This window comes from Brachybacterium atlanticum (assembly GCF_025669985.1).
In the GTDB taxonomy this organism is placed as follows: Bacteria; Actinomycetota; Actinomycetes; order Actinomycetales; family Dermabacteraceae; genus Brachybacterium; species Brachybacterium conglomeratum.
On record NZ_JAKJJW010000002.1, the window covers coordinates 127,739 to 147,368 of the forward strand.

16 protein-coding genes are annotated in these 19,630 nt (G+C 73.7%); 10 read left to right on the forward strand and 6 right to left on the reverse strand.

The window, feature by feature from the left end; all coding sequences use genetic code 11:
* Positions 1–174: 174 nt before the first annotated feature.
* A complete protein-coding gene (locus L3K22_RS01700) occupies positions 175–1,839 on the forward strand; it encodes an HNH endonuclease signature motif containing protein (RefSeq protein WP_263309867.1) in 1,665 nt (554 codons plus the stop codon).
* Here the strand turns inward: L3K22_RS01700 and L3K22_RS01705 are convergent.
* Positions 1,790–2,410, reverse strand: a complete 621-nt coding sequence (locus tag L3K22_RS01705) for an isochorismatase family protein (RefSeq protein ID WP_263309868.1) — start codon at positions 2,408–2,410, stop codon at positions 1,790–1,792. The genes L3K22_RS01700 and L3K22_RS01705 overlap by 50 nt on opposite strands.
* Positions 2,411–2,481: 71 nt before the next feature.
* Between L3K22_RS01705 and L3K22_RS01710 the strand changes: the two genes are divergently transcribed.
* The gene (locus tag L3K22_RS01710; protein WP_263309869.1) at positions 2,482–4,539 is read left to right on the forward strand and encodes an NADPH-dependent 2,4-dienoyl-CoA reductase; all 2,058 of its coding nucleotides are present in this window, start codon (positions 2,482–2,484) and stop codon (positions 4,537–4,539) included.
* 59 nt (positions 4,540–4,598) lie between these two features.
* Entirely contained in the window at positions 4,599–5,048 is a 450-nt protein-coding gene (locus tag L3K22_RS01715; RefSeq protein WP_263309915.1) for a nucleoside deaminase, read from the forward strand.
* Here the strand turns inward: L3K22_RS01715 and L3K22_RS01720 are convergent.
* The gene (locus L3K22_RS01720) at positions 5,042–6,916 is read right to left on the reverse strand and encodes a penicillin-binding transpeptidase domain-containing protein (RefSeq protein ID WP_263309870.1); all 1,875 of its coding nucleotides are present in this window, start codon (positions 6,914–6,916) and stop codon (positions 5,042–5,044) included. The two genes, L3K22_RS01715 and L3K22_RS01720, sit on opposite strands and share 7 nt — an antisense overlap.
* A gap of 29 nt (positions 6,917–6,945) precedes the next feature.
* Between L3K22_RS01720 and L3K22_RS01725 the strand changes: the two genes are divergently transcribed.
* The 7 genes from L3K22_RS01725 to L3K22_RS01755 all read left to right on the forward strand — a co-directional run bounded on the left by L3K22_RS01725 (position 6,946) and on the right by L3K22_RS01755 (position 17,363).
* The gene (locus L3K22_RS01725) at positions 6,946–7,857 is read left to right on the forward strand and encodes a PfkB family carbohydrate kinase (protein ID WP_263309871.1); all 912 of its coding nucleotides are present in this window, start codon (positions 6,946–6,948) and stop codon (positions 7,855–7,857) included.
* Positions 7,858–7,894: 37 nt separating this feature from the next.
* Complete coding sequence (locus tag L3K22_RS01730) at positions 7,895–8,383, forward strand: glutathione peroxidase (protein WP_263309872.1); 489 nt, start codon at positions 7,895–7,897, stop codon at positions 8,381–8,383.
* 46 nt (positions 8,384–8,429) lie between these two features.
* Positions 8,430–9,575, forward strand: a complete 1,146-nt coding sequence (locus L3K22_RS01735) for an SPFH domain-containing protein (RefSeq protein WP_263309873.1) — start codon at positions 8,430–8,432, stop codon at positions 9,573–9,575.
* 93 nt (positions 9,576–9,668) lie between these two features.
* Positions 9,669–10,727 carry a DoxX family protein gene (locus L3K22_RS01740; protein WP_263309874.1) on the forward strand — a complete coding sequence of 353 codons (1,059 nt, stop codon included), beginning with the start codon at positions 9,669–9,671 and terminating at the stop codon, positions 10,725–10,727.
* A 24-nt stretch (positions 10,728–10,751) separates the two neighbouring features.
* The gene (locus L3K22_RS01745) at positions 10,752–13,427 is read left to right on the forward strand and encodes a PD-(D/E)XK nuclease family protein (RefSeq protein WP_263309875.1); all 2,676 of its coding nucleotides are present in this window, start codon (positions 10,752–10,754) and stop codon (positions 13,425–13,427) included.
* A complete protein-coding gene (locus L3K22_RS01750) occupies positions 13,424–16,720 on the forward strand; it encodes a UvrD-helicase domain-containing protein (protein ID WP_263309876.1) in 3,297 nt (1,098 codons plus the stop codon). The genes L3K22_RS01745 and L3K22_RS01750 overlap by 4 nt, the downstream gene beginning before the upstream one ends.
* Positions 16,710–17,363, forward strand: a complete 654-nt coding sequence (locus tag L3K22_RS01755) for a nucleoside/nucleotide kinase family protein (RefSeq protein ID WP_263309877.1) — start codon at positions 16,710–16,712, stop codon at positions 17,361–17,363. Before L3K22_RS01750 ends, L3K22_RS01755 begins: the two co-directional genes overlap by 11 nt.
* Here L3K22_RS01755 and L3K22_RS01760 read toward each other — a convergent pair.
* The 4 genes from L3K22_RS01760 to L3K22_RS01775 all read right to left on the reverse strand — a co-directional run bounded on the left by L3K22_RS01760 (position 17,347) and on the right by L3K22_RS01775 (position 19,586).
* Positions 17,347–17,847, reverse strand: a complete 501-nt coding sequence (locus L3K22_RS01760) for an FBP domain-containing protein (RefSeq protein ID WP_263309878.1) — start codon at positions 17,845–17,847, stop codon at positions 17,347–17,349. The genes L3K22_RS01755 and L3K22_RS01760 overlap by 17 nt on opposite strands.
* A 352-nt stretch (positions 17,848–18,199) precedes the next feature.
* Positions 18,200–18,415, reverse strand: coding sequence for a hypervirulence associated TUDOR domain-containing protein (locus tag L3K22_RS01765; RefSeq protein ID WP_053916486.1), 216 nt, complete (start codon positions 18,413–18,415; stop codon positions 18,200–18,202).
* Entirely contained in the window at positions 18,412–18,969 is a 558-nt protein-coding gene (locus L3K22_RS01770; protein WP_263309879.1) for a DUF488 domain-containing protein, read from the reverse strand. The genes L3K22_RS01765 and L3K22_RS01770 overlap by 4 nt, the downstream gene beginning before the upstream one ends.
* The gene (locus L3K22_RS01775; protein WP_263309880.1) at positions 18,966–19,586 is read right to left on the reverse strand and encodes a helix-turn-helix domain-containing protein; all 621 of its coding nucleotides are present in this window, start codon (positions 19,584–19,586) and stop codon (positions 18,966–18,968) included. The genes L3K22_RS01770 and L3K22_RS01775 overlap by 4 nt, the downstream gene beginning before the upstream one ends.
* Positions 19,587–19,630 lie beyond the last annotated feature (44 nt).

Here is a 19,630-nt window from a genome sequence, read left to right on the forward strand (position 1 = left end):
ATCCACGCTTCCACCCCTCCAGCCCCGACCATTCCTCCCCACACCGAGGTTATCCACAAAATCGTCCCCATTCGCTTCCGGCCCTTCCGGCGACGTGTTGTGGTGGATATGCTGGACCCATCACGAAAGGAAGCGACCCGGGATTATCTCGGGCGAGGGAAGGGGGTGGTGACGATGGGTGAGTTCGACGAGCTCGAGCTGGATATGCCGTCGCGCGCTTCTGCCGATGAGATGTCGACCGACCCGCGCTCCGACTCCGCGCGCCCTTCCCGCGTCCTCCCGCCCGCGACCGTCCCGGATCTTCCCGCGTGGCGTGCTCGCGCCCGTCGGCCGCTGACCACGGAGCGGATCCTCGAGGAGGTCGGCGAGGGGACCGTCGAGTCCGGGCGGGTGATGGCGCTGCACCGCACCGCGCTGACCCGTGCCCGGCTGTACGCCCACCACCTGCGGCTGCTGGAGACCTTCTTCCGCGAGGACCCGGAGGTGCAGGGCCGTCCCGAGGACGCGGACATGACCGCGCTGAAGGTCGCGGCCGGACTCCGCTGCACCTACAACCAGGCCTGGAGCCAGGTGCTCGATGCGCACCGGGCGGTCGAGATCATGCCGCTCACCTTCGAGTACCTGCGCCGCGGGGAGCTCACCGAGCCGATGCACCAGATGCTCCTGCGCCGGGTGCGGCGCCTCACCGACGAGCAGGCCGCCCAGGTCGACGCGCACATGGCGACGATCGAGCTGCCCTCCGTCTCGCTCGACACCTTCTCCCGGCACCTCCGCCTCGCCGTCGAACTCGCGACCGCCGGCGCCCTGCCGGCCCCGCCCTCGCAGAGCCGCGATGTGGTGATCGTCGACGTCGACTCCACCACCGGCACCGCCTCTCTGCTGGTCACCGGCCCGATCCTGGAGATCAAGGGGCTCGCCCACCGGCTCGACGTCGCCGCCCGCGACGTGCAGCGCGCCCAGCGAGCCGCCCTCCAGGACGGTGCCGAGGGGCCGCTCCCCTTCGACCTCGACGGCGACCTCGCCGAGCGCGGCGCACCGCTCTCGCTGCGCACCCTGCGCTACGCGCTCCTGGCCCACACCTTGCTGGACACCGACCCAGTGCAGGAGACGGCCTCGCCGTACAAGCTGCTGGTCACCGTGCCGGTGATGACGCTGCTCGGACGGGACGACGCCCCGGCCATGCTCGAGGGGACCACCCCGATCCCCGCAGAGCTCGCCCGGGACCTCGCAGCCGGGGAGAGCGTCTGGACCCGGATCCTCACCGATGCGGCACGCGGCACCCATCTTCCCGTGTCGCCCGAGACCTACCGGCCCAGCGCTGCGATGCGGCTGCAGCTCCGATTGCGCCACCCCGTCTGCGCGGCACCCGGATGCACCCGCCCCACCGCGACCGCCGCGGAGGACGACCACATCATCGAGTACGACCACGAGCACCCCGAACGCGGCGGCCCGACCTCCCTGGCGAACCTCCATCGGCTGTGCTGGCAGCACCACCAGATGAAGACCGCCGGCCTGATCGACCCGACCCGCGAGCCGGTCGACGACAGCGCGCCCACGCGGCCGCTCACCACGCACTGGACCCTCGGCGAAGACCTGCGCACCACCACCGAGGAGGCCACCGACCTGCTCACCCCTCACACGGTCAGGCTCCTCGAGCATGCCGCCGCCGAGCACGAGCGCCTCGCCGCCGAGGCCCGCCGCCTCCACGCCGAGGAACAGGCCCGACCCCGCGCGGAACGCGTCGCCGAGGACCGGCGGGCCGCTCTCGCGAAGGCCGCCGGCCGGAAGATCATCCCTCCCGGGAGCCCGCCGCCGGATCTCGGCGATCCGCCGTTCTGACCACCTCGACACCCGCCGCGGCCAGCTCCTCCTCGAGCTCCGCGACGCCCGAGGGATGCACAGCGGCCGTCATCTCCCGCAGCACCCGCACCGACGCGCCGGCCTCCCGTGCACCGAGGGCCGTGGCGCGCACGCAGAAGTCGTAGGCGAGGCCCACCACGTCGATCTCGCAGCCGGGGACCAGCGCCTGCACCGACTCACCCGTGCCGACCACGGTCCCCTCGAGCACGCTGTACGACGGGACGCCGTACCCCTTGTGCACGACCTCCACCCGGTCCTCCACCGCCGCGATCGCCGGATGCAGCGCCGCACCCTCCGTGCCCGCCACGCAGTGCACCGGCCAGGTGTCCACGAAGTCCGGCGCCGCCGGCGGCACCGCGAAGTGCCCGCCATTGTCGGTGTCCCCGCGATGCCAGTCCTGGCTGGCGAGGATCCGGTCGTAGTCCCCGCTCCGGGTGCGGAGGTACGAGGCGATCCGCTCCGCGACCGCGCCGCCGCCGTCGACGCCGAGCGCACCGCCCTCGCAGAAGTCGTTCTGGACATCGACGATGATCAGCAGGCGCGTCGTCATCGGGGGCTCCTCGCAGCAGTGTGGGACCGGTCCGTTCCAGTGTACGCGGGCGAGCTGGCAGAATCGCGGGCATGTCCTCTCTTCAGCACTCCGCCGCAGCGTCGCGGTACCGATCCCTGCTCTCCCCGCTCGACCTCGGCCCCTTCCAGGTCCGCAACCGGATCGTGATGGGGTCGATGCACACGGGACTCGAGGACGACCCGTCGGACGCGAAGAAGCTCGCCGCCTATCTCGGCGAGCGCGCCCGCGGCGGCGTGGGGCTGATCGTCACCGGCGGCTTCTCCCCCGACCGCAGCGGCCGACTCACCCCGCGCGGCTCCCAGGCCGACGCCCGCACCCTGCGTGCCCACGAGCTGATCACCCGCGAGGTCCACGAGGCCGACGGACGGATCGTCCTGCAGCTCCTCCACGCCGGCCGCTACGCCTTCCACCCGCTGTCCGCCTCGCCGAGCGGCGGGAAGTCGCCGCTGTCCCCGTTCCGCAGCCGTCGGCTCACCCGCAGCGGGGTGCAGCGCACCATCGACCACTTCGCCGAGGCGGCCCGTCGCGCCGTCGACGCCGGCTACGACGGCGTCGAGATCATGGGCAGCGAGGGCTACCTGCTCAACCAGTTCCTCGCCCCGGCCACGAACCATCGCCGGGACCGCTGGGGCCGCACCTCCGAGGGCCGGCGCGCGGTGCCGCTCGCGATCGCCGCCGCGGTGCGGGACGCGATCGGGGACGACGCACTGCTGAGCTACCGCATCTCCCTGCTGGACCTGGTGCCCGAGGGGCAGACCTGGACCGAGACCACCGCGCTCGCGCAGTCCCTGGTCCGCGCCGGGGTGGACGTGCTCTCCACGGGGATCGGCTGGCACGAGGCCCGAGTGCCCACCATCGTCACCTCCGTGCCGCGCGCCGCCTTCGCCGAGCAGACCCAGCACCTGCGCGAGCTGGTCGGCGTGCCCGTGGTCGCCTCGAACCGGATCCACGACCCGGGCGTCGCCGAGCAGGTGCTCGCCTCCGGGCAGGCGGACCTGATCTCGATGGCACGCCCGCTGCTGGCCGATCCGCAGCTGCCGAACAAGCTCGCGGACGGCCGCGCCGGACAGGTCGTCGCCTGCATCTCCTGCAACCAGGCGTGCCTGGACAAGGTGTTCGACGGGAAGCGGGCGAGCTGCCTGGTGAACCCGCGCGCCGCCCACGAGACCGAGCTGGTGCTGACGCCGGTGATCGAGCGCCGCATCCGGAAGGTCGCCGTCGTCGGCGCGGGTCCGGCGGGGCTCGAGGCGGCGCTGGCCGCCGCCGAGCGCGGCCACATCGTCACCCTCTACGAGGCGACGGACGAGATCGGCGGGCAGCTGCGGCTCGCGGCACGGATCCCGGGCAAGGAGGACTACGCGCAGGCGCTGCAGTCCTGGCGGATGCGGCTGGCCGCGGCGGGCGTCGGGATCCGGCTCGGGATGCGGCCGACGGCGACCGAGCTGCAGGGCTTCCACGACGTCATCGTCGCCACCGGCGTCGCGCCGCGGGAGATCGCGCTGGAACGGAGCGGCGGGCCGGAGGTGATCAGCTACGCCGATCTGCTCGAGGGCCGTGCCGAGGCCGGCGAGAAGGTCGCGATCATCGGCGCGGGCGGGATCGGCGTGGACGTCGCCGAGTACCTCACCGCGCCGCGCCCCTCCCCCACCCTGGACGTCGGGCGCTGGCGGGAGCACTGGGGCGTGGTCGACGCCGACTCGACACGCGGCGGCGTGATCACCCGTCCGCGCGAGGAGACGCGACGCGAAGTCCACCTGCTGCAGCGCAAGGAGACGCGCATCGGCGCGGGGCTGGGAAGGACCACCGGCTGGGTGCACCGGGCGGAGCTGCGCCATGCCGGCGTGATCCAGCACCGCGGCGTGACCTACGAGAGGATCGACGAGGCGGGCCTGCACATCACCGAGGACGGCGAGGCGCGGGTGCTCGACGTGGACACGGTCGTGGTGTGCGCCGGGCAGGTCAGCGTGAACGCGCTGGCCGACGAGGTGATCGCCGAGCGGCGCGGCCGGGCGCCCCGGGTGCACGTGATCGGCGGGGCCGACGTCGCCGCGGAGCTCGACGCGGAGCGGGCGATCCGCCAGGCCGTGGAGGTCGCGGCGGGGCTGTAGTCTCGGCGGTCCCGGCCCCGAGGAGGCCCGCGACGGACCATCCCGATCCCACCGAGACCCTGCAGCGCACGATCGCCCTGGCCACCGCCAACGTCGCCGACGGCGGCGGTCCGTTCGGCGCCGTGGTGCGCCTGCCGGGCGGGGAGCTGGTCGAGGGCGTGAACCGGGTGACCGCCACGAACGACCCCACCGCCCACGCCGAGGTCGCCGCGATCCGGGCGGCCTGCGCGCGCAACGGATCACCGGAGCTGCGCGGCGCGGTGCTGTACGCGAGCTGCGAGCCGTGCCCGATGTGCCTGGCCGCGGCGCTCTGGGCGCGGCTGGACCTCGTGGTGTTCGCCGCAGGCCGCGGGGACGCCGCTCGGGCCGGCTTCGACGACTCCGCCTTCTACGACTACTTCGCCCGGCCGGGCCGCCACGCCGTGCTGCCCGTCGAGCAGCACCGGCACGCCGACGCGGTCGAGCCCTTCGACGCGTGGCTCGCCCACAAGGGGCGCACCGCCTACTGACCCGCGAGCACCTCGCGAGCGATCGGACCGGCAGTGACCGAACCGTAGCTGCCGTCCTCGACGAAGGCGGCGACGACCAGGTCGCCCTGGGCGACGATCACCCAGGAGTGCAGGGCGAGCTCGCCCTCCTCGTTCGTGAACTCGGCGGTGCCGGTCTTGCCGATCACCGGCTCCCCGGGCAGGTCCGCGAAGTCGTCGAGGCTGCCGTCGGTGACCACGCCGCGCAGCATCTCCTGCATCTGCGCGGCCTCGTCCTCGGTGAGCGGGGTCGGGACCTCGGGGGCGGCCTGGTCCTCGTCGGCGAGGATGCGCGGGGTGACCGTGGAGCCGTTCTGCACCGAGGCGAGCACGGTCGCCATGGCGAGCGGGGAGGTGAGCACGCGGCCCTGGCCCATCATCGCCGCGGCGTGCTCGACGCCCTCGTCGGCCGGGTCGATCGAGCCCATGAAGGCGTCGAGCCCGGCCGGGGCCTCCTGGCCGATGCCGAGGGTGGTCGCGGCGTCGGCGAGCTCGGCCTGGGAGACGGTCTCGTGCTGCAGCAGCAGTGCGGTGTTGCAGGAGTGCGCGATCACCGAGCGCAGCGGCATGGTGCCGAACAGGGAGGGGTCCATGGAGTCGGCGTTCTTGAAGGAGCGTCCGGCGACCGAGGCGGTCTCGGGGCACTGCAGCTCGGTGTCGGGCGTGACGCCGGCGCGCAGCAGCGACAGCGCGGTGACGGTCTTGAAGGTCGAGCCGGGCGCGTACTGGCCCACGAGGCCGATGGGATAGGACTGGCCGGTCGGGCCGAGCGCCGCGGCGAGCACGTCGCCGGTGGAGGCGCTGAGCGCGATAACGGCCGCCGGGGAGTCCTCGTCGGCGATCGCGGCGGTGGCGCGGCGCTGCAGGTCGTCGTCCAGGGTGGTGCGCACCGTGGTGCCGGCGACGGGATCGACCTCGTGGAGCGGGCGCTCCTGTTCGCCGCCGGTGGCGACGATCTCGAGGCCGGAGGTGCCGAGGATAGCGTCCTGCTCCGCGGCGAGGACGCCGCCGGTCGCGACCTGGTCGCCGGCCTGGATCTCGCCGCCGGACTTCTCGACGTCCTCCGCGGTCGCCTCGCGCAGGGAGCCGAGCACGCCGGGGGCGTAGTCCCGCTCGACGGCGAGGGGGCGCTGCTCCTCGAGGGCGTGGAAGCCGGGGACCTGGCCGGCCTTGGCGAGGTCGTACTCCCCCTCGTCGCTGACGCGGATGGTGAGGGCGGGGACGAAGGCCTCCTCGCCCGCACCGGCGACGCTCTCGGCGTAGCGGTCCGCGTCGGTGCCGAGCGCGGCGGCGAGGTCGCGGGCGGCGGAGTCGAGCTGGTCGGCGGAGAGCTGGGACTTGTCCAGGCCGAGGACCTTCACGTCGCGGGGGCCGTACAGCTGGGTGCCGTTGCGGTCGGTGATGGTGCCGAGCTCGGGGTCGACGGCGTGCACGGCGAGCGTCTCGCCGTCCTCGAGCTCGGGGCCGAGGGCCGCGGGGGTGAGCTGCGGCGCCCAGCCGTCCTCGCCCTTCGTCAGGGTGGCGGTGGTGGTGTACTCCCAGGTCCCGGCGTCGTCCGGGAGGGTCCAGGTCCAGTCGTAGCTGGCGGTGCGGCTGCCGTCCTGGGCCTCGCCGGCATCGGCGAGGGTGACCTCGGGGGTCGCTCCCGCGTCGCGGAGAGCGCCGAGCACCTCGGCATCGAGGTCGGAGCCGCCCTCGGCGAGGGTGCCGGCGAGCTGCTCGGCGGCGTCCGTGCCGTCGTCGGCGGTGGAGCGCCAGAAGGCGACGCCGCCGAGCACGAGGGCGATGACCGCCAGCGCGGCGATCACGATGACGACGGGCGTGCGACGGCGGGAGGAAGCGGGGGCCATCGGGCCATGCTCCCACCTACACTCGCGCCATGTCCCGTGTGCTCCACACCGCCCAGGCCCTCGTCGACGTGATCCTGGAGGTCGACGCGCTGCCCGCACGCGGCGGGAACACCAACGCCCGCACCGAGCGCCGCTACGCCGGCGGGGCCGTGACCACGCTGCTCGCCGCGGCGCGCACCGGGGCGGAGGCCGTCCACGGGGGCGCGCACGGCACGGGCCCGAACGGGGACCTGATCCGCGAGGTGCTGGGGGCCGACGGCGTCGCGGTCTCGGACGTCCCGCGCGAGGACGCCGACACCGGGTACTGCGTGGTGCTGCTGGAGCCGTCGGCCGAGCGGACCTTCCTCACCGTGTACGGGGCGGAGCGGGAGGTGACCGCGGAGTCGTTCGCGCGGCTGGCGCCCCGGCCCGGGGACCTCGTGTGCGTCTGCGGATACAGCCTGTTCGAACCGACCCGGGAACCGCTGCTGGAGTTCCTCGAGGGGCTCGAGGAGGGCGTCGACGTGGTGCTGGACCCGGGCGACCCCTTCGCCTCCTTCCCGCGCGCGCTGCAGGACCGGATGCTCTCCCTCACCACGGTGTGGACCTCCAATGCGGACGAGGCGCGGGCGCTGACCGACCTCGACCACCTCGAGGACACGCCGCAGGCGATCCGGCGCCGGCTGCAGCCGGGCGCCGTCGTCGTGGTGCGCGACGGGGAGCGGGGCTGCCACGTCTTCCATCACGGGCGCGGCACCGAGATCCCCGCCTTCCCGCAGACGCCGGTGGACACCAACGGCGCCGGCGACACCCACACCGGGGTGCTGCTCGCGGAGCGCGCTCTCGGCGCGGACTGGGAGTCCGCGGCGACCCGCGCCAACGCCGCCGCGGCGATCGCGGTGACGCGGCGCGGGCCGCAGAGCGCCCCCTCGCGGGCGGAGGTGGACGAGTTCCTCTCCTGACCTACGATGGCGTAAGGACGGCCACAGGAAGGAGATCATGGACGACCGCACCTTCCACGACTTCTCAGCGACGAGCATCGACGGCGAGCACGTGGACCTCGGCGAGTTCCGCGGCGGCCCCGTGCTGGTGGTCAACACCGCCACCCAGTGCGCCTTCACCCCGCAGCTGCGGGGCCTGCAGGAGCTGCACGAGCGCTTCTCCCCGCACGGCTTCAGCGTGCTGGGGTTCCCCTCGGACCAGTTCCACCAGGACCCCGGCAGCGACGAGGACACCCGGGAGACCTGCACCTCCCAGTTCTCGGTGACCTTCCCGCTGTTCGCGAAGACCGACGTGAACGGGCCCGACGCCCCGCCGATGTGGCGCTGGCTGTGCGCGCAGAGACCGGGGGTGATGGGCGGGAGGATCGCCTGGAACTTCACCAAGTTCCTCGTCTCCGCCGACGGGCACGTGGTGCGCCGCTTCGCCCCGCCGGTGCCGCCCGTCCGCATCGCCCGCAGGATCGAGGCGGAGCTGTCCCTCCGGTGAGTTGGTAGCGTGTCTCACACGTTCCTCCCACTCGAAAGGGGTCCCCGTGGAAGGCCTCGTCATCACCATCATCGTGCTCGTCGTGATTCTCGTCGTGCTCGCGATCCTCGCCGCGCTGCTGTTCGGCGGCCTGCGCACCTCTCTGATGTTCACGGTGCACACGCAGGAGGCGATCATCGTCGAGCGCTTCGGCAAGTTCCGCCGCGTCGCGCACGCCGGTCTGAACTTCAAGACGCCGTTCATCGACAGCACCACCAAGCCGGTCTCGCTGCGCGTCCAGCAGCTCGAGGTCAACATCGAGTCCAAGACCAAGGACAACGTCTTCGTGACGGTGCCCGTCGCGGTGCAGTACCGCATCCGCGAGGAGCAGGTCGTGGACGCTTACTACAAGCTGTCCAACCCCGAGGCGCAGATCCGCTCCTACGTCTTCGACACCGTCCGCTCCGCGCTGTCGGGCCTCGAGCTGGACGCGGCCTTCGAGTCGAAGGACGACATCGCCCGCAGCGTCGAGAACACCCTCTCGACCCGGATGCAGGAGTTCGGCTTCAACATCATCAACACCCTGGTCCAGGACATCTCCCCGGACTCGCGGGTGCGCGACTCGATGAACTCCATCAACGCCGCCCAGCGTGACCGGGTCGCCGCCCAGTCCCTCGCCGAGGCGGACAAGATCAAGCGCGTCACCCAGGCGGAGGCCGAGGCCGAGTCCAAGCGCCTCCAGGGTGAGGGCGTCGCCGCGCAGCGCAAGGCGATCGCGCTGGGCATCGCGGAGCAGTACGAGATGCTGCGCAAGGTGGGCATCGAGAACTCCGCCGAGCAGCTGCTGCTGATGACGCAGTACTTCGACACCATGCAGGACGTGGCCCGCAACGGCCGCTCCAACGTGCTCTACCTGCCCAGCAACCCCGGCTCCGTCGGCTCCATGGGCGAGGAGATCCGCTCGGCGATGCTGCAGTCGCAGGCCGCGGCCGAGGCGAGCCAGAATGCTGACGCCGCGGATTCCGTTCAGCGCCAGCGCGCCTCCGCCGAGCAGCAGCGCCAGCGCGAGGAGGCCCGCGCCCAGCGGGCCCGCCAGGAGGCCGAGCAGAAGGCGCGCGAGGCGCAGCGGCAGGCCCAGCAGCAGGTGCCGGACGGCTACCCCGGCGGCGACGTGCCGCCGTGGGCGCACCCCGGCAGCGCGAACCAGGGCTGATCGCAGGAGCGACGGCGACATCCGCCCAAGGTCGTAGCGGAGTCGAGACCGCCGGGTGATCAGCGCCGCCGCCCGCGATGATGGGCTGGGGGCATGGCCAGAACCGATGACCACGAGCCCGCCCCCGTCGACTACTCCACCGAGAAGCGCCTGGCCCGCACCGCCGGGGTGACGCTCGCGTGGTGGGCGCACGGCGGGGTGCGGCTCGCCCTCGCGCTGGTGCTGATGTACTACGGCGCCGCGAAGCTCGTGTTCGGCCAGTTCGGGTTCTCCGATGCGGGAGACGCCCTGATCGCCCACGGGGAGATGAGCCCGATGGGGCTGCTGTGGCGGATGGTCGCCTTCTCCCCCGTCTTCCAGTTCCTCGCCGGCCTCGCCGAGTTCGGGGCCGGTCTCGCGCTGCTGTGGCGGCGCACGGTCGTGCTCGGCGCGCTGATCGGCGCGGCCTCCATGAGCTTCGTGCTGGTGCTGAACATCGGCTACGACGTGATGGTCAAGACCCCGTCGGCGGTGTACATCGCGATGTCGCTGCTGGTGCTGATCCCGTGGATGCCGCGCCTGTGGCGCGCGGTGCTGGGGCGCGGGGAGATCGGCGAGGCGCCGCGGCCGCGGCTGGTCCCGTGGCGGCCGGCGGAGCGGGTCGGGGCGGTGGCCGGGCCGGTCGCCGCCGCGGTGATCGCGGGCCTGGTGCTGTGGGGCGTGACGACGATGTACCCGTCGCGCAGCGTGGACGCGTCGGCGCCGGCCGGGGTGTGGGCCGTCGCCGAGGACACCGCCCAGCCTGCCGCGCAGCTCTCCGAGGACACGCGCTGGAGCCGACTCGCGCTCGGCTCGATCGCCTACGGCGGGGCCGCACAGGCGCAGCTGCGCACGGCCGACGGGACGCTGCGCGCCGGCTCCTGGACCCGGGGCGAGGACGGCACGATCGAGTTGACGCTGAAGGACCTGCGCGAGGAGGGGCAGCCCGTGCAGGAGTACCTCGAGGCCGAAGGCGAGACGTTCACGCTGAGCGTCGAGGAGCAGGCCGATGGGACACTGCACGTCACCGGCGAGGGGCAGGACCTCGTGCTCGCGCCCGATCCCTCCGGCGAGGTGCTGTACGAGCGCGGATTCTCCTGGGAGATCAGGCCGGACGATCCGTTCAACCGGTGAGCGTCGGCCGCCTACAGTGGCTCCATGCGTATCGAGTTCGGCTGGTCCCTGGACGGTGCGGCCTGGGCCGACGGAGGCGGGGCCGCGGGCATCGCACGGCTCGGCCCGCGCGGCCTGGTGCAGCTGCTGCAGGGACGGCTGGGGCTGACGCGGCCCGCGGTCGAGCCGGCGGTGCGGGTGGCGCAGTACCTGCGGCTGCTCGAGGAGCACCCCCAGCCGTGGCCCGCGCGATCGTTCGCGGTGGATCCGTGGAGCACCGCCGCCCAGCTGCTGCGCTGGCGGGATGCCGCGATCGAGACGGGCTGGCGGCCCGCCCTCAGCGAGGGTCCGCTGCCGGAGCGGCTCGCGACGGTGCGGGAGCTGGAGCGGGTCGCGGAGGTCGGGGTGACCGGGACGCTCGCCCCGTCGGGCGCCGACGACCTGGCCGAGGTCATCGAGCTGCTCGAGGAGGCGGGCGGCGCCTGGCCGCTCGGGATCGAGGAGATCGCCCTCGCGGAGGAGCCGGAGGCGCTGCCGGGGATGTGGCCGCGACTGCTGGGGCTGCTGGAGGCGGCGGGGGTGCGGCTCAGGGCGCCTGCACGCGCCGTCGGCGGCTCGCCGGAGCTGACGGTGCTCGAGGCGCTGGACGAGTGGACGGCGGCGGATGCCGCCGCACGGTTCCTCGCCGCGGATCCCGCCGCCGCGGTGCTCGCCTCGGCGGACACGGACGTGCTGGATCGTGCGCTGCACCGGCGGGGCATGCCCGCGATCGGCGCCGTCGGCCCCTCCCGCGACCGGGCCCACCACCAGGTGCTCGGCCTGTTCCTGGACGTCGCGACCGCGCCCGTGGACGTGCACCAGCTCGCGGCGCTGCTGGACCTGCGGGTGCTGCCCGGCGCCGAGGCGGAGGCGGAGCCCGTCGGGCTCGTGCCCGCCCTCGCCCGGCGCGAGCTGCTGCGCGCGCTCGGCGCCGAGCCCGGCGTCGGCGGACCGGCCTGGCGCTCGGCGCTCGCACGGATCGCGGAGGGCGACAACGAGCGTGCTCTCGAGGCCGCGCGGATCATCGATCGGCTGGTCTCCGACCCCCTGCCCGCGGACGCGCTGCGGCCTCGCGCGATCGCCGAGCGGCTGGACTGGCTCGCGGAGCGGCTGCGCGCCGTCGGGCGCGGGGACGGGGATCTCCTGGCGAGCCTCACCCAGGTGCAGGTGCTGCAGCGGGTGCTCGGCATGCTCGCCCCCGAGGCGTCCCTCACCCGGCGCACGCTCCAGCAGGTCATCGACAGCTGCGGCGGTTCCGGTCCCTCGCCGCGCGCGGTGCGGGAGGTGTCGGATCGGCAGGTCACCACCTCTCCTGCCCAGGTGCGCGGCGGTGCCGTGCTGTGGTGGGGGCCGAGCTCCGACGACGCCCCTCGCACACAGCGCTGGGACCCGGCCGAGGTCGACGCGCTCGCAGCGGGCGGGGGGCGCGTGCTCTCCCCCGCGCAGCATGCGGCTCTGCAGGTCGATGCCGCGCTGCGGGGTCTGCGGCGGGCCGAGGAGATCGTCGTCGTGCTGCCCGGGAGGCGGCTCGAGGAGGTGCCGGGGCCGAGCGGCCTGCTCGCGCATCTCGGCGCGGGTGACCGGCTGCGGCCCGAGGAGCTGATCGAGGACGGACGGTGGACGCTCGCGGGGAGGTCGCTGGAGGTCGTGGCGCCGCCGCAGGAGGAGGAGCCCGCCGCGCCGCCGACGGAGCACCGGATCGCGCCGGCCCCGCACCTGCTGCCGCGGAAGCTGTCCTTCACCCAGATCTCCTCGCTGCTCGCCTGCCCGCACCACTGGGCGCTCGAGTACGCGCTGGACGTGCGGCCCGCCGACGTCGCGGTGCTGCCGACGGGTGCGCGGATGATCGGCACCCTCGTCCACGCCGTGGTCGAGACGCTGGTCGAGAAGCGCTACGACCCGGGCCTCGGCGGCACCCCGCTCGACGCCCCGTCGGCCGAGGAGATCGGCGAGGTGCTGGACCGCCTGGTGCCCCAGCTCGCCTCCGAGCTCGACCTGCCCGGATGCGCGGCCGCGCGGGAAGACGTGCGCGACCGGGCCATGCGCTCGGTCGGGGCGCTGTTCTCCGGGGCGGCGGAGGCGGGCCTGCGCATCACCGGGACCGAGACCCGCTTCGAGCTCCCGCTGACGCTGATGCTGGCCGATGGTGAGCACACCGTGCCCTTCGTGGGCAGCCGCGACGTCGACGCGATCGCGGCCGACGGGCGGCGCACCGTGCTGGACCTGAAGTGGTCCCGCAGCCGCAGCCGCTACGGCGACCTCTTCGACACCTCCGAGGCGATCCAGCTCGCCTCCTACGCCTGGGCACTCGCGCAGGAGCACCCCGGCGAGCAACCCGCCGACGTCGGCTACTTCCTGCTGCGCAGCGGCGAGTTCGTCTCCGCCGATCCGGCGCTGGACCCCCGCGACCGCGCCCCGATGGACACCGGCGAGGCCTGGCGGCGCATGCTCGCCGCCGTCACCGCACGGCTCGACGAGGTCGCCGACGGACGGATCCGCTGCGGCTGCCGGGAGCTGCAGGAGCGGACGGGTCTGGACGCCTCGGCGAGCTGGTCGGCGAGGTCGAGCGCGCTCACGAAGGCGCGCGCGGCCGAACGGGAGGCCGGCGGGCTCCTCGTCGAGGAGCACTGCGGGACCAGCGAGCACGCACAGCTGTGCGGGACGACGGGAGCGATCCGATGACCTCGACCTTCACCCTGATCAACGCCTCGGCCGGCTCCGGGAAGACCCACACCCTCACCCACCAGATCGCCGACCGGATCGCCCGCGGGCTCGACCCCTCGCAGCTCATCGCGACGACCTTCACCACCAAGGCCGCCGCCGAGCTGCGCGACCGGGTGCGCCGCACCCTGCTCGAGACCGGGCAGGTCGACGCCGCCCGCGCCGTGGACAGCGCCCTGATCAGCACCGTCAACTCCGTCTCCGGGGAGCTGCTGCGGGAGTTCGCGCTCGACGCCGGCATCTCGCCCGACGTGCAGGTGCTCGACGAGGACCGGCAGAAGGCCGCCTTCCGCGCCGCGATCGACGAGACCGCCGCGGAGGCCGGGGCCCGGGCCGCGGACCTGCTGGCCCGCACCGAGCACGACGGCGAGGAGGAGCCCGAGATCCCCTGGGGCGCCTCGCCCTCGTGGAGGGGCCACGTGCGGGACCTCGCCGGTCGGGCCCGGACGAACCTGCTCGATGCGGAGGCGCTGCGCCGCGGAGCGGAGGCGTCGTTCGAGGATTTCCGGGCGGCGGCGCTGCCGGAGGCCGCGGAGGCGGATCGGCGCGAGGCATGGCGGTCCGAGCTCGATGCTGCGGTGCGGGGGCTGTGGGCGCAGGTGCGCAGCTCCGAGGCCGGAGACGGGCCGTTCACGGAGAAGGGCGCCGGGACCGTGCGCAAGCGCCTGCAGACCCTCGACGGGCTGCTGCGGGACGTGGCGCGGCTCGAGCGGGCGCCGTGGAGCGTGTGGGCCAAGGTCGCCAAGGTCGCGGAGGGCAGGGCCGGGGATCCCGATGCGAAGGGGTACGTGTACAGCAAGGACGTCGACCTCGCCCTGGTCGGGGTCGCGTCGAGGATCGCCGAGGAGCTGCTGGCGAACCCGGCCCTGCAGGAGGACGTGCGCGCCCTGATCGCGCTGGTCATGGACACCGCCGCCGAGTCCCTCGAGGCGTACCAGCGCTTCAAGGACGAGCTGGGGCTGATCGACTTCATCGACCAGGAGGTGCGCACCCTCGAGCTGGTGCGCAGCAGCGGACGGGCCCGCGAGGTGATCCGCGACCGCTTCCACCTCCTGGCCGTCGACGAGTTCCAGGACACCTCCCCCGTGCAGCTCGCCCTGTTCCTCGAGCTGTCCCAGCTGATCGACGACAAGATCTGGGTGGGCGACCCGAAGCAGGCGATCTACGGCTTCCGCGACGCGGACCCCTCCCTCATGCTCGGGATCATCGAGCGGATCGAGGCGGGCACCGCCGGGCTCGGCGGCGCGGAGGTGCTGGACCTCAAGCACTCCTGGCGCTCGCAGGAGCCGGTCCTCGACCTCGTCACCGCGGTGTTCCCGCAGGCGTTCCCCGAGCTGCCGCGCGAGCGAGTGGTGACCACCGCGGCCCCGGAGGCGGTGGCGCGCCGGAGCGAGACGGGGCACCGTCCCGGGCGGCTCGAGGCCTGGGTGCCGGAGGTGCCGAAGAAGCTCACCTACCCGCAGCACGCGACCGCGATCGCCGACGGGGTGCTGGCGCTGCTGCGTGAGCCGGGCACCTCCCCCGCCGACGTCGCCGTGCTGGTCCGCTCGAACCGTCGGGCCCAGGACGTCATCGCCGCGCTCACCGAGCGGGGCATCCCCGCCTCCGGCGAGGGCCGGCCGATCCTCGCCACCCGCGAGGGGCGCCTCGTCCGGGCCGCGCTCGCGGTCACCCTCGACCTCAGCGACACCCTCGCCCTCACCGAGCTGGTGGACCTGCTCCCGGACCACGCCGCGCACGGCACCTGGTTCGCGGACCTCGCCGCCCGGCCCGACCGGGAGGCGCGGAAGGGGCTGTTCGAGCGGTGGTGGCGGGACCCGGTGCTCGACGGGCTGCGGGACCTGCGCGAACAGTGCATCTCCCTCTCCCCCGTCGAGATGATCACCGCGCTCGTCGACGCGCTCGACCTGCCCGAGCGGATCCGCTCCTGGCCCGCCCCCGATCAGCGCCTGCGCACCCTCGACGCGCTGCGCGCCGTGGCCGGGCAGTACGCGGACCGGGCCCGCGCGGACTCCGCCCCGGTCACGCTGACCGGGCTGCGGATCGCGGTGGACGCGGTGGACCGCGGCCCCGACCTCACCGGCACCCCGGACACGGTGTGGGTGGGCACGATCCACGGCGCGAAGGGCCTGGAGTGGCCGCACGTCGTGGTCATGCTCGACCACGACCCGAGCGAACGGTCGCAGACCTCGGGCGGCTTCGTGGTGCCGGCCGCTGAGCTTGATGTCGCCGCGCCGCTCGCGGGCCGGGCTCCGCGCTACTGGCCCGCGCTGCTGACCTCGCAGGCCGCGCTGCAGGAGGGGCTCTCCGCCTCGGAGCATGCGCTGCGGCGCACGGACCGGGAGCGAGAGGAGTCCGGGCGCCTGCAGTACGTCGCCCTCACCCGCGCCGCCGACGTCACCGTGCTGAGCGGGGACGGCTCGGCGCCGGTGCTGGACGCGCTGGTGCCCGCGACGCACGAGGACGCCTCGCCGCTGCTCTCCTGGAGCGTCGGCGGCGACGGGATCACGGTGCGGGGCGGCGGAGTGCTGCCCGCCGTGGTGCGGGCCCCCGCCGGGGTGCTCGCCGAGGGCGCGGAGCGCTTCGATGCGCGGCGAAGTGCGCTCGCGGCGAGCGATCTCGTCGGCACGCGGCCGCGAGAGGCGCATGTCGCCGCTCGCTTCCAGGCCTCCGGGGTGGGGTCCGAGGGGGTCGCCGGCGCGGTCTCGGAGCCGCGACGGATCGGGCGGCGCCTCGTCACCGGCGGCGGCCCGCAGTGGGAGCGCGTCGGCGAGGCGATCCATGCCTATCTCGCGATGCCGCTCGCGCACCTCGAAGACGCGCAGCGCCGGGCGGCTGCGGCGCGGCTCGTCGAGCGGTGGGCGGTCGCCCGGGCCGTCGAGCCGTCGGTGCTGATCGAGGCGGGCGAGGCCTGGGCGGGGTTCCTCGCCGCAGGGCTGCCCGGCGCGGAGGAGCTCACCGAGCAGCCGATCACCTGGTGGAACGAGGACGACCAGGTGATGGAGGGCTGGATCGACACCCTGCTGCGCCTGCCGGACGGACAGGTGGTGCTGGTGGACCACAAGAGCTATCCCGGCGATGACCCGGTGGAGCATGTGCGGGAGAAGTACCTGGGGCAGATGGCGACCTATGCGCAGGCTCTTGCGGCGGCGGGGATTGCGCCGTCGCGCGTGCTGATCCATCTGCCGCTGCGCGGCGAGGTGGTCGAGGTGGAGCTCGGAACAGCCGATGGGGAGCCGGTCGATGCCCACTGAGCTGAGCGTCGAGCGGGCGGTCGACGCGGCGCGGACCCTGCTGGACGAGGCGCTGCGCAGCGGGAGCCGACGGATGCTGGGCATCGCCGGAGCGCCCGGGGCGGGGAAGTCCACCCTCGCCGCGCGGCTCGCCGAGCAGCTCGGCACGCAGGCGGTGCTGGTGCCGATGGACGGGTTCCACCTCGCCGACGTCGCCCTCGCGCGCCTGGTGCATCTCGCGCGGAAGGGCGCGCCGGACACCTTCGACGCCGGCGGCTACGTGGCGCTGCTGCAGCGCCTGCGCACCGCCCGGCCGCAGGATGCGCCGGTATGGGCGCCGATGTTCGAGCGGGAGCTCGAGCAGCCGCTCGCCGGGGCGATCGAGGTGCGCGCCGAGGTGCCGCTGGTGATCACCGAGGGGAACTACCTGCTGCTCGAGGACGGGCCGTTCGCGCAGGTCCGCGCGATGCTGGATGCCTGCTGGTTCGTCGAGGTGCCGGAGCGGCTGCGGCACGAGCGGCTAATCGCCCGGCACGAGCGCTTCGGGAAGTCGCCGCGGGCGGCACGTGACTGGGCGCTGGGGCCGGACGAGGACAACGCCCGCCTGGTCGCGGCGACCCGCGACCGGGCGGACGTCGTGATGGGGGTCAGCTCCGCTCGATGACCGTGCGCACGAAGGCGGTCGAGCGCTCCTGGAGTCCGGCGATCCTCTGCTCGCGGTGATACGCCAGCAGCGCCGGATCCTCCGAGCGGAGCTCGAAGAAGCTCGGCTCCCGGCGCACGTTGCGTGAGCAGCGGAAGTCCGCGCAGATCGCGGTGCCGACGGTGTTGCCGCGTCGGCCGGACGCGCCGGCGAGCGGGGCGACGAAGCTCGCCGCGTGCACGCCGTCGACGATGTCCTCGCACCACGCGCACAGCATCTTCTTCGCCGGGGGGTTGTCCGGGCCGCGCAGCAGCAGCACCGCCACCTCCCCGTCGAGCTCGAGGGCGACGTAGTGATGGCGCGGCTTCTTCGCGTCCTGCCAGCCGAAGTAGTCGAGGCGGGAGAAGTCGATCTGGTCGAGGTCGGGGATCATCGCGCGCTTCGCCTCGCCCTTGGAGGCGTTGACGAAGGCGTCGCGGAGCTGGGATTCGGTGGGGGTGTTCATGGGGTGTCCTCGCAGAGGGCACGCTCCCGCGTCGGGGCGTGCTGGGGTCGGGGGGGGCGTCGCGTCGCGCTCGAGAGCGCGCGGGCTCAGACCGAGCAGGCCGCTCGGGCCGCCTCGCTCCCTGCATGCGTGGTGGGCATGCCGACTCCTCTCCGTACGTGGACGGTCGCCACGGTACGCTCACCGCCGTCCGGACGCGAGGTGATATCCCTCAGGTCACCCGGCGACCCTCAGGCGATGATGCGGTCGAGCTCGGCGCGCTCCTCGTCGGACAGCTCGAGGGTGAGCGCTTCGGCGGAGTCGGTGATCGAGACTTCGCCCGGGGAGCGAGTGATGCCGCCCTTCGTGGCGGTCAGCTCTCGACCTTCCTCAGCGCCGAGCCCTTGTGCGCGGCGACATGGTCGGTGCGGTCGCTCTCGATCTCGTACTGGGGCTCGTCCTGGCTCGCGCGGCGTCGATGCCCCTTGTAGTCGAAATCTGCGGTGTGGACCTTCGTGATCGTGCCGCTCACACGGCCGGCCTCGGAGTTCCAGCTGACGTGGTCGCCGACGGCGAACTCGGTGCTCATGCTTCCTCCTGTGCTTCCGGTGGATAGATCACGGTGCCGTCCTCGCGGACGACGGGACGGGCGCCCCAGGCGCCCAGCTCGTGCTCGACGGGGGCGGCGCCGGCGCGCAGGTGCACGACCTCCCAGCCGCGTGCGACGAGGGTGTTCGAGATCAGCAGCCGGTGGCAGCGCCAGGGCATCGGCTCACCGCACATCACTGCCACGTGATGCTCCGCGGCGAGCGCGGTGAGCTGCGCGATCCCGGCCTCGTACTCCTCGCCGAGGGTGTGGTCGGCGTAGTTCTTGAAGCTCGTGTTCTGCCAGCCCGCGTTCAGCTGCGGGTCCACGTCCCGCTGTTTCGGACGGCGCCCGGTGAGCTCGGCCAGGCGCCGGTAGCCGATGCCCGCCTCACCCAGCCAGCGGGTCATCTCCTCGGCGTCGAACTGTGGGCTGCGGCGGGAGCCGGGGAGGCGGCGCACGTCGACCAGCTCGTCGATCCCGGCGCCGCGGAGTGTCGCGAGCACCGCGTCCACGGGGCTGGTCCAGTGGCCGAGGGTCCAGATCGTGCCTGTCATCGCGCCTCCACGCCGGCTCGGCCCCGCCCGGGCCGCGGCAGCAGGGCGACGGAGAAGAACACGGCCGCCTGCGCGTCACGGGCGCGGTAGCGGTAGGGGCCCGGGGAGGCGATCCGCGCGGAGCCGCCCGACTCGATCACCTGCAGCCCGTCGGCGTCGTCGATCTCGAGGGCGCCCTCGATGACGTGGTGCATGATCCCGGGCAGGGCGATGCCGGAGCCGCCCTCGTAGCAGTCCTCGCCCACCAGCTTCCACTTCCAGGTCTCGACCGACAGCGCGTCGGTGTCCACGGCGCCCAGCAGCACGGCCCAGCTGCCCGAGTCGGTGGACCAGATCTCCACGCCGTCGGGGGCGTCGTCGGCGCCGACGCCTATCAGCGCGGCGAAGGTGGTGCCGAGCCCGGCGGCGATGCGGTCGAGGATCGCGACGGAGGGGTTCGCCTGGCCGAGCTCGATCTGGGTGAGCATGCGGCGGGAGACCTCGCTGGCCTCGGCGAGCGCGCCGACGGAGAGGTCCAGCTCCTGGCGGGCGGCGCGGATCCGCTCACCGAGCCGCTCGACCACGGCCGGGCGCATCCCACCGCTCATCGGGGCCTCCTGGTCGCTCGGGCGTTCCATGCCCGGAAGCCTATCGCCCACCGGGGTGACGGGAACTATATTGC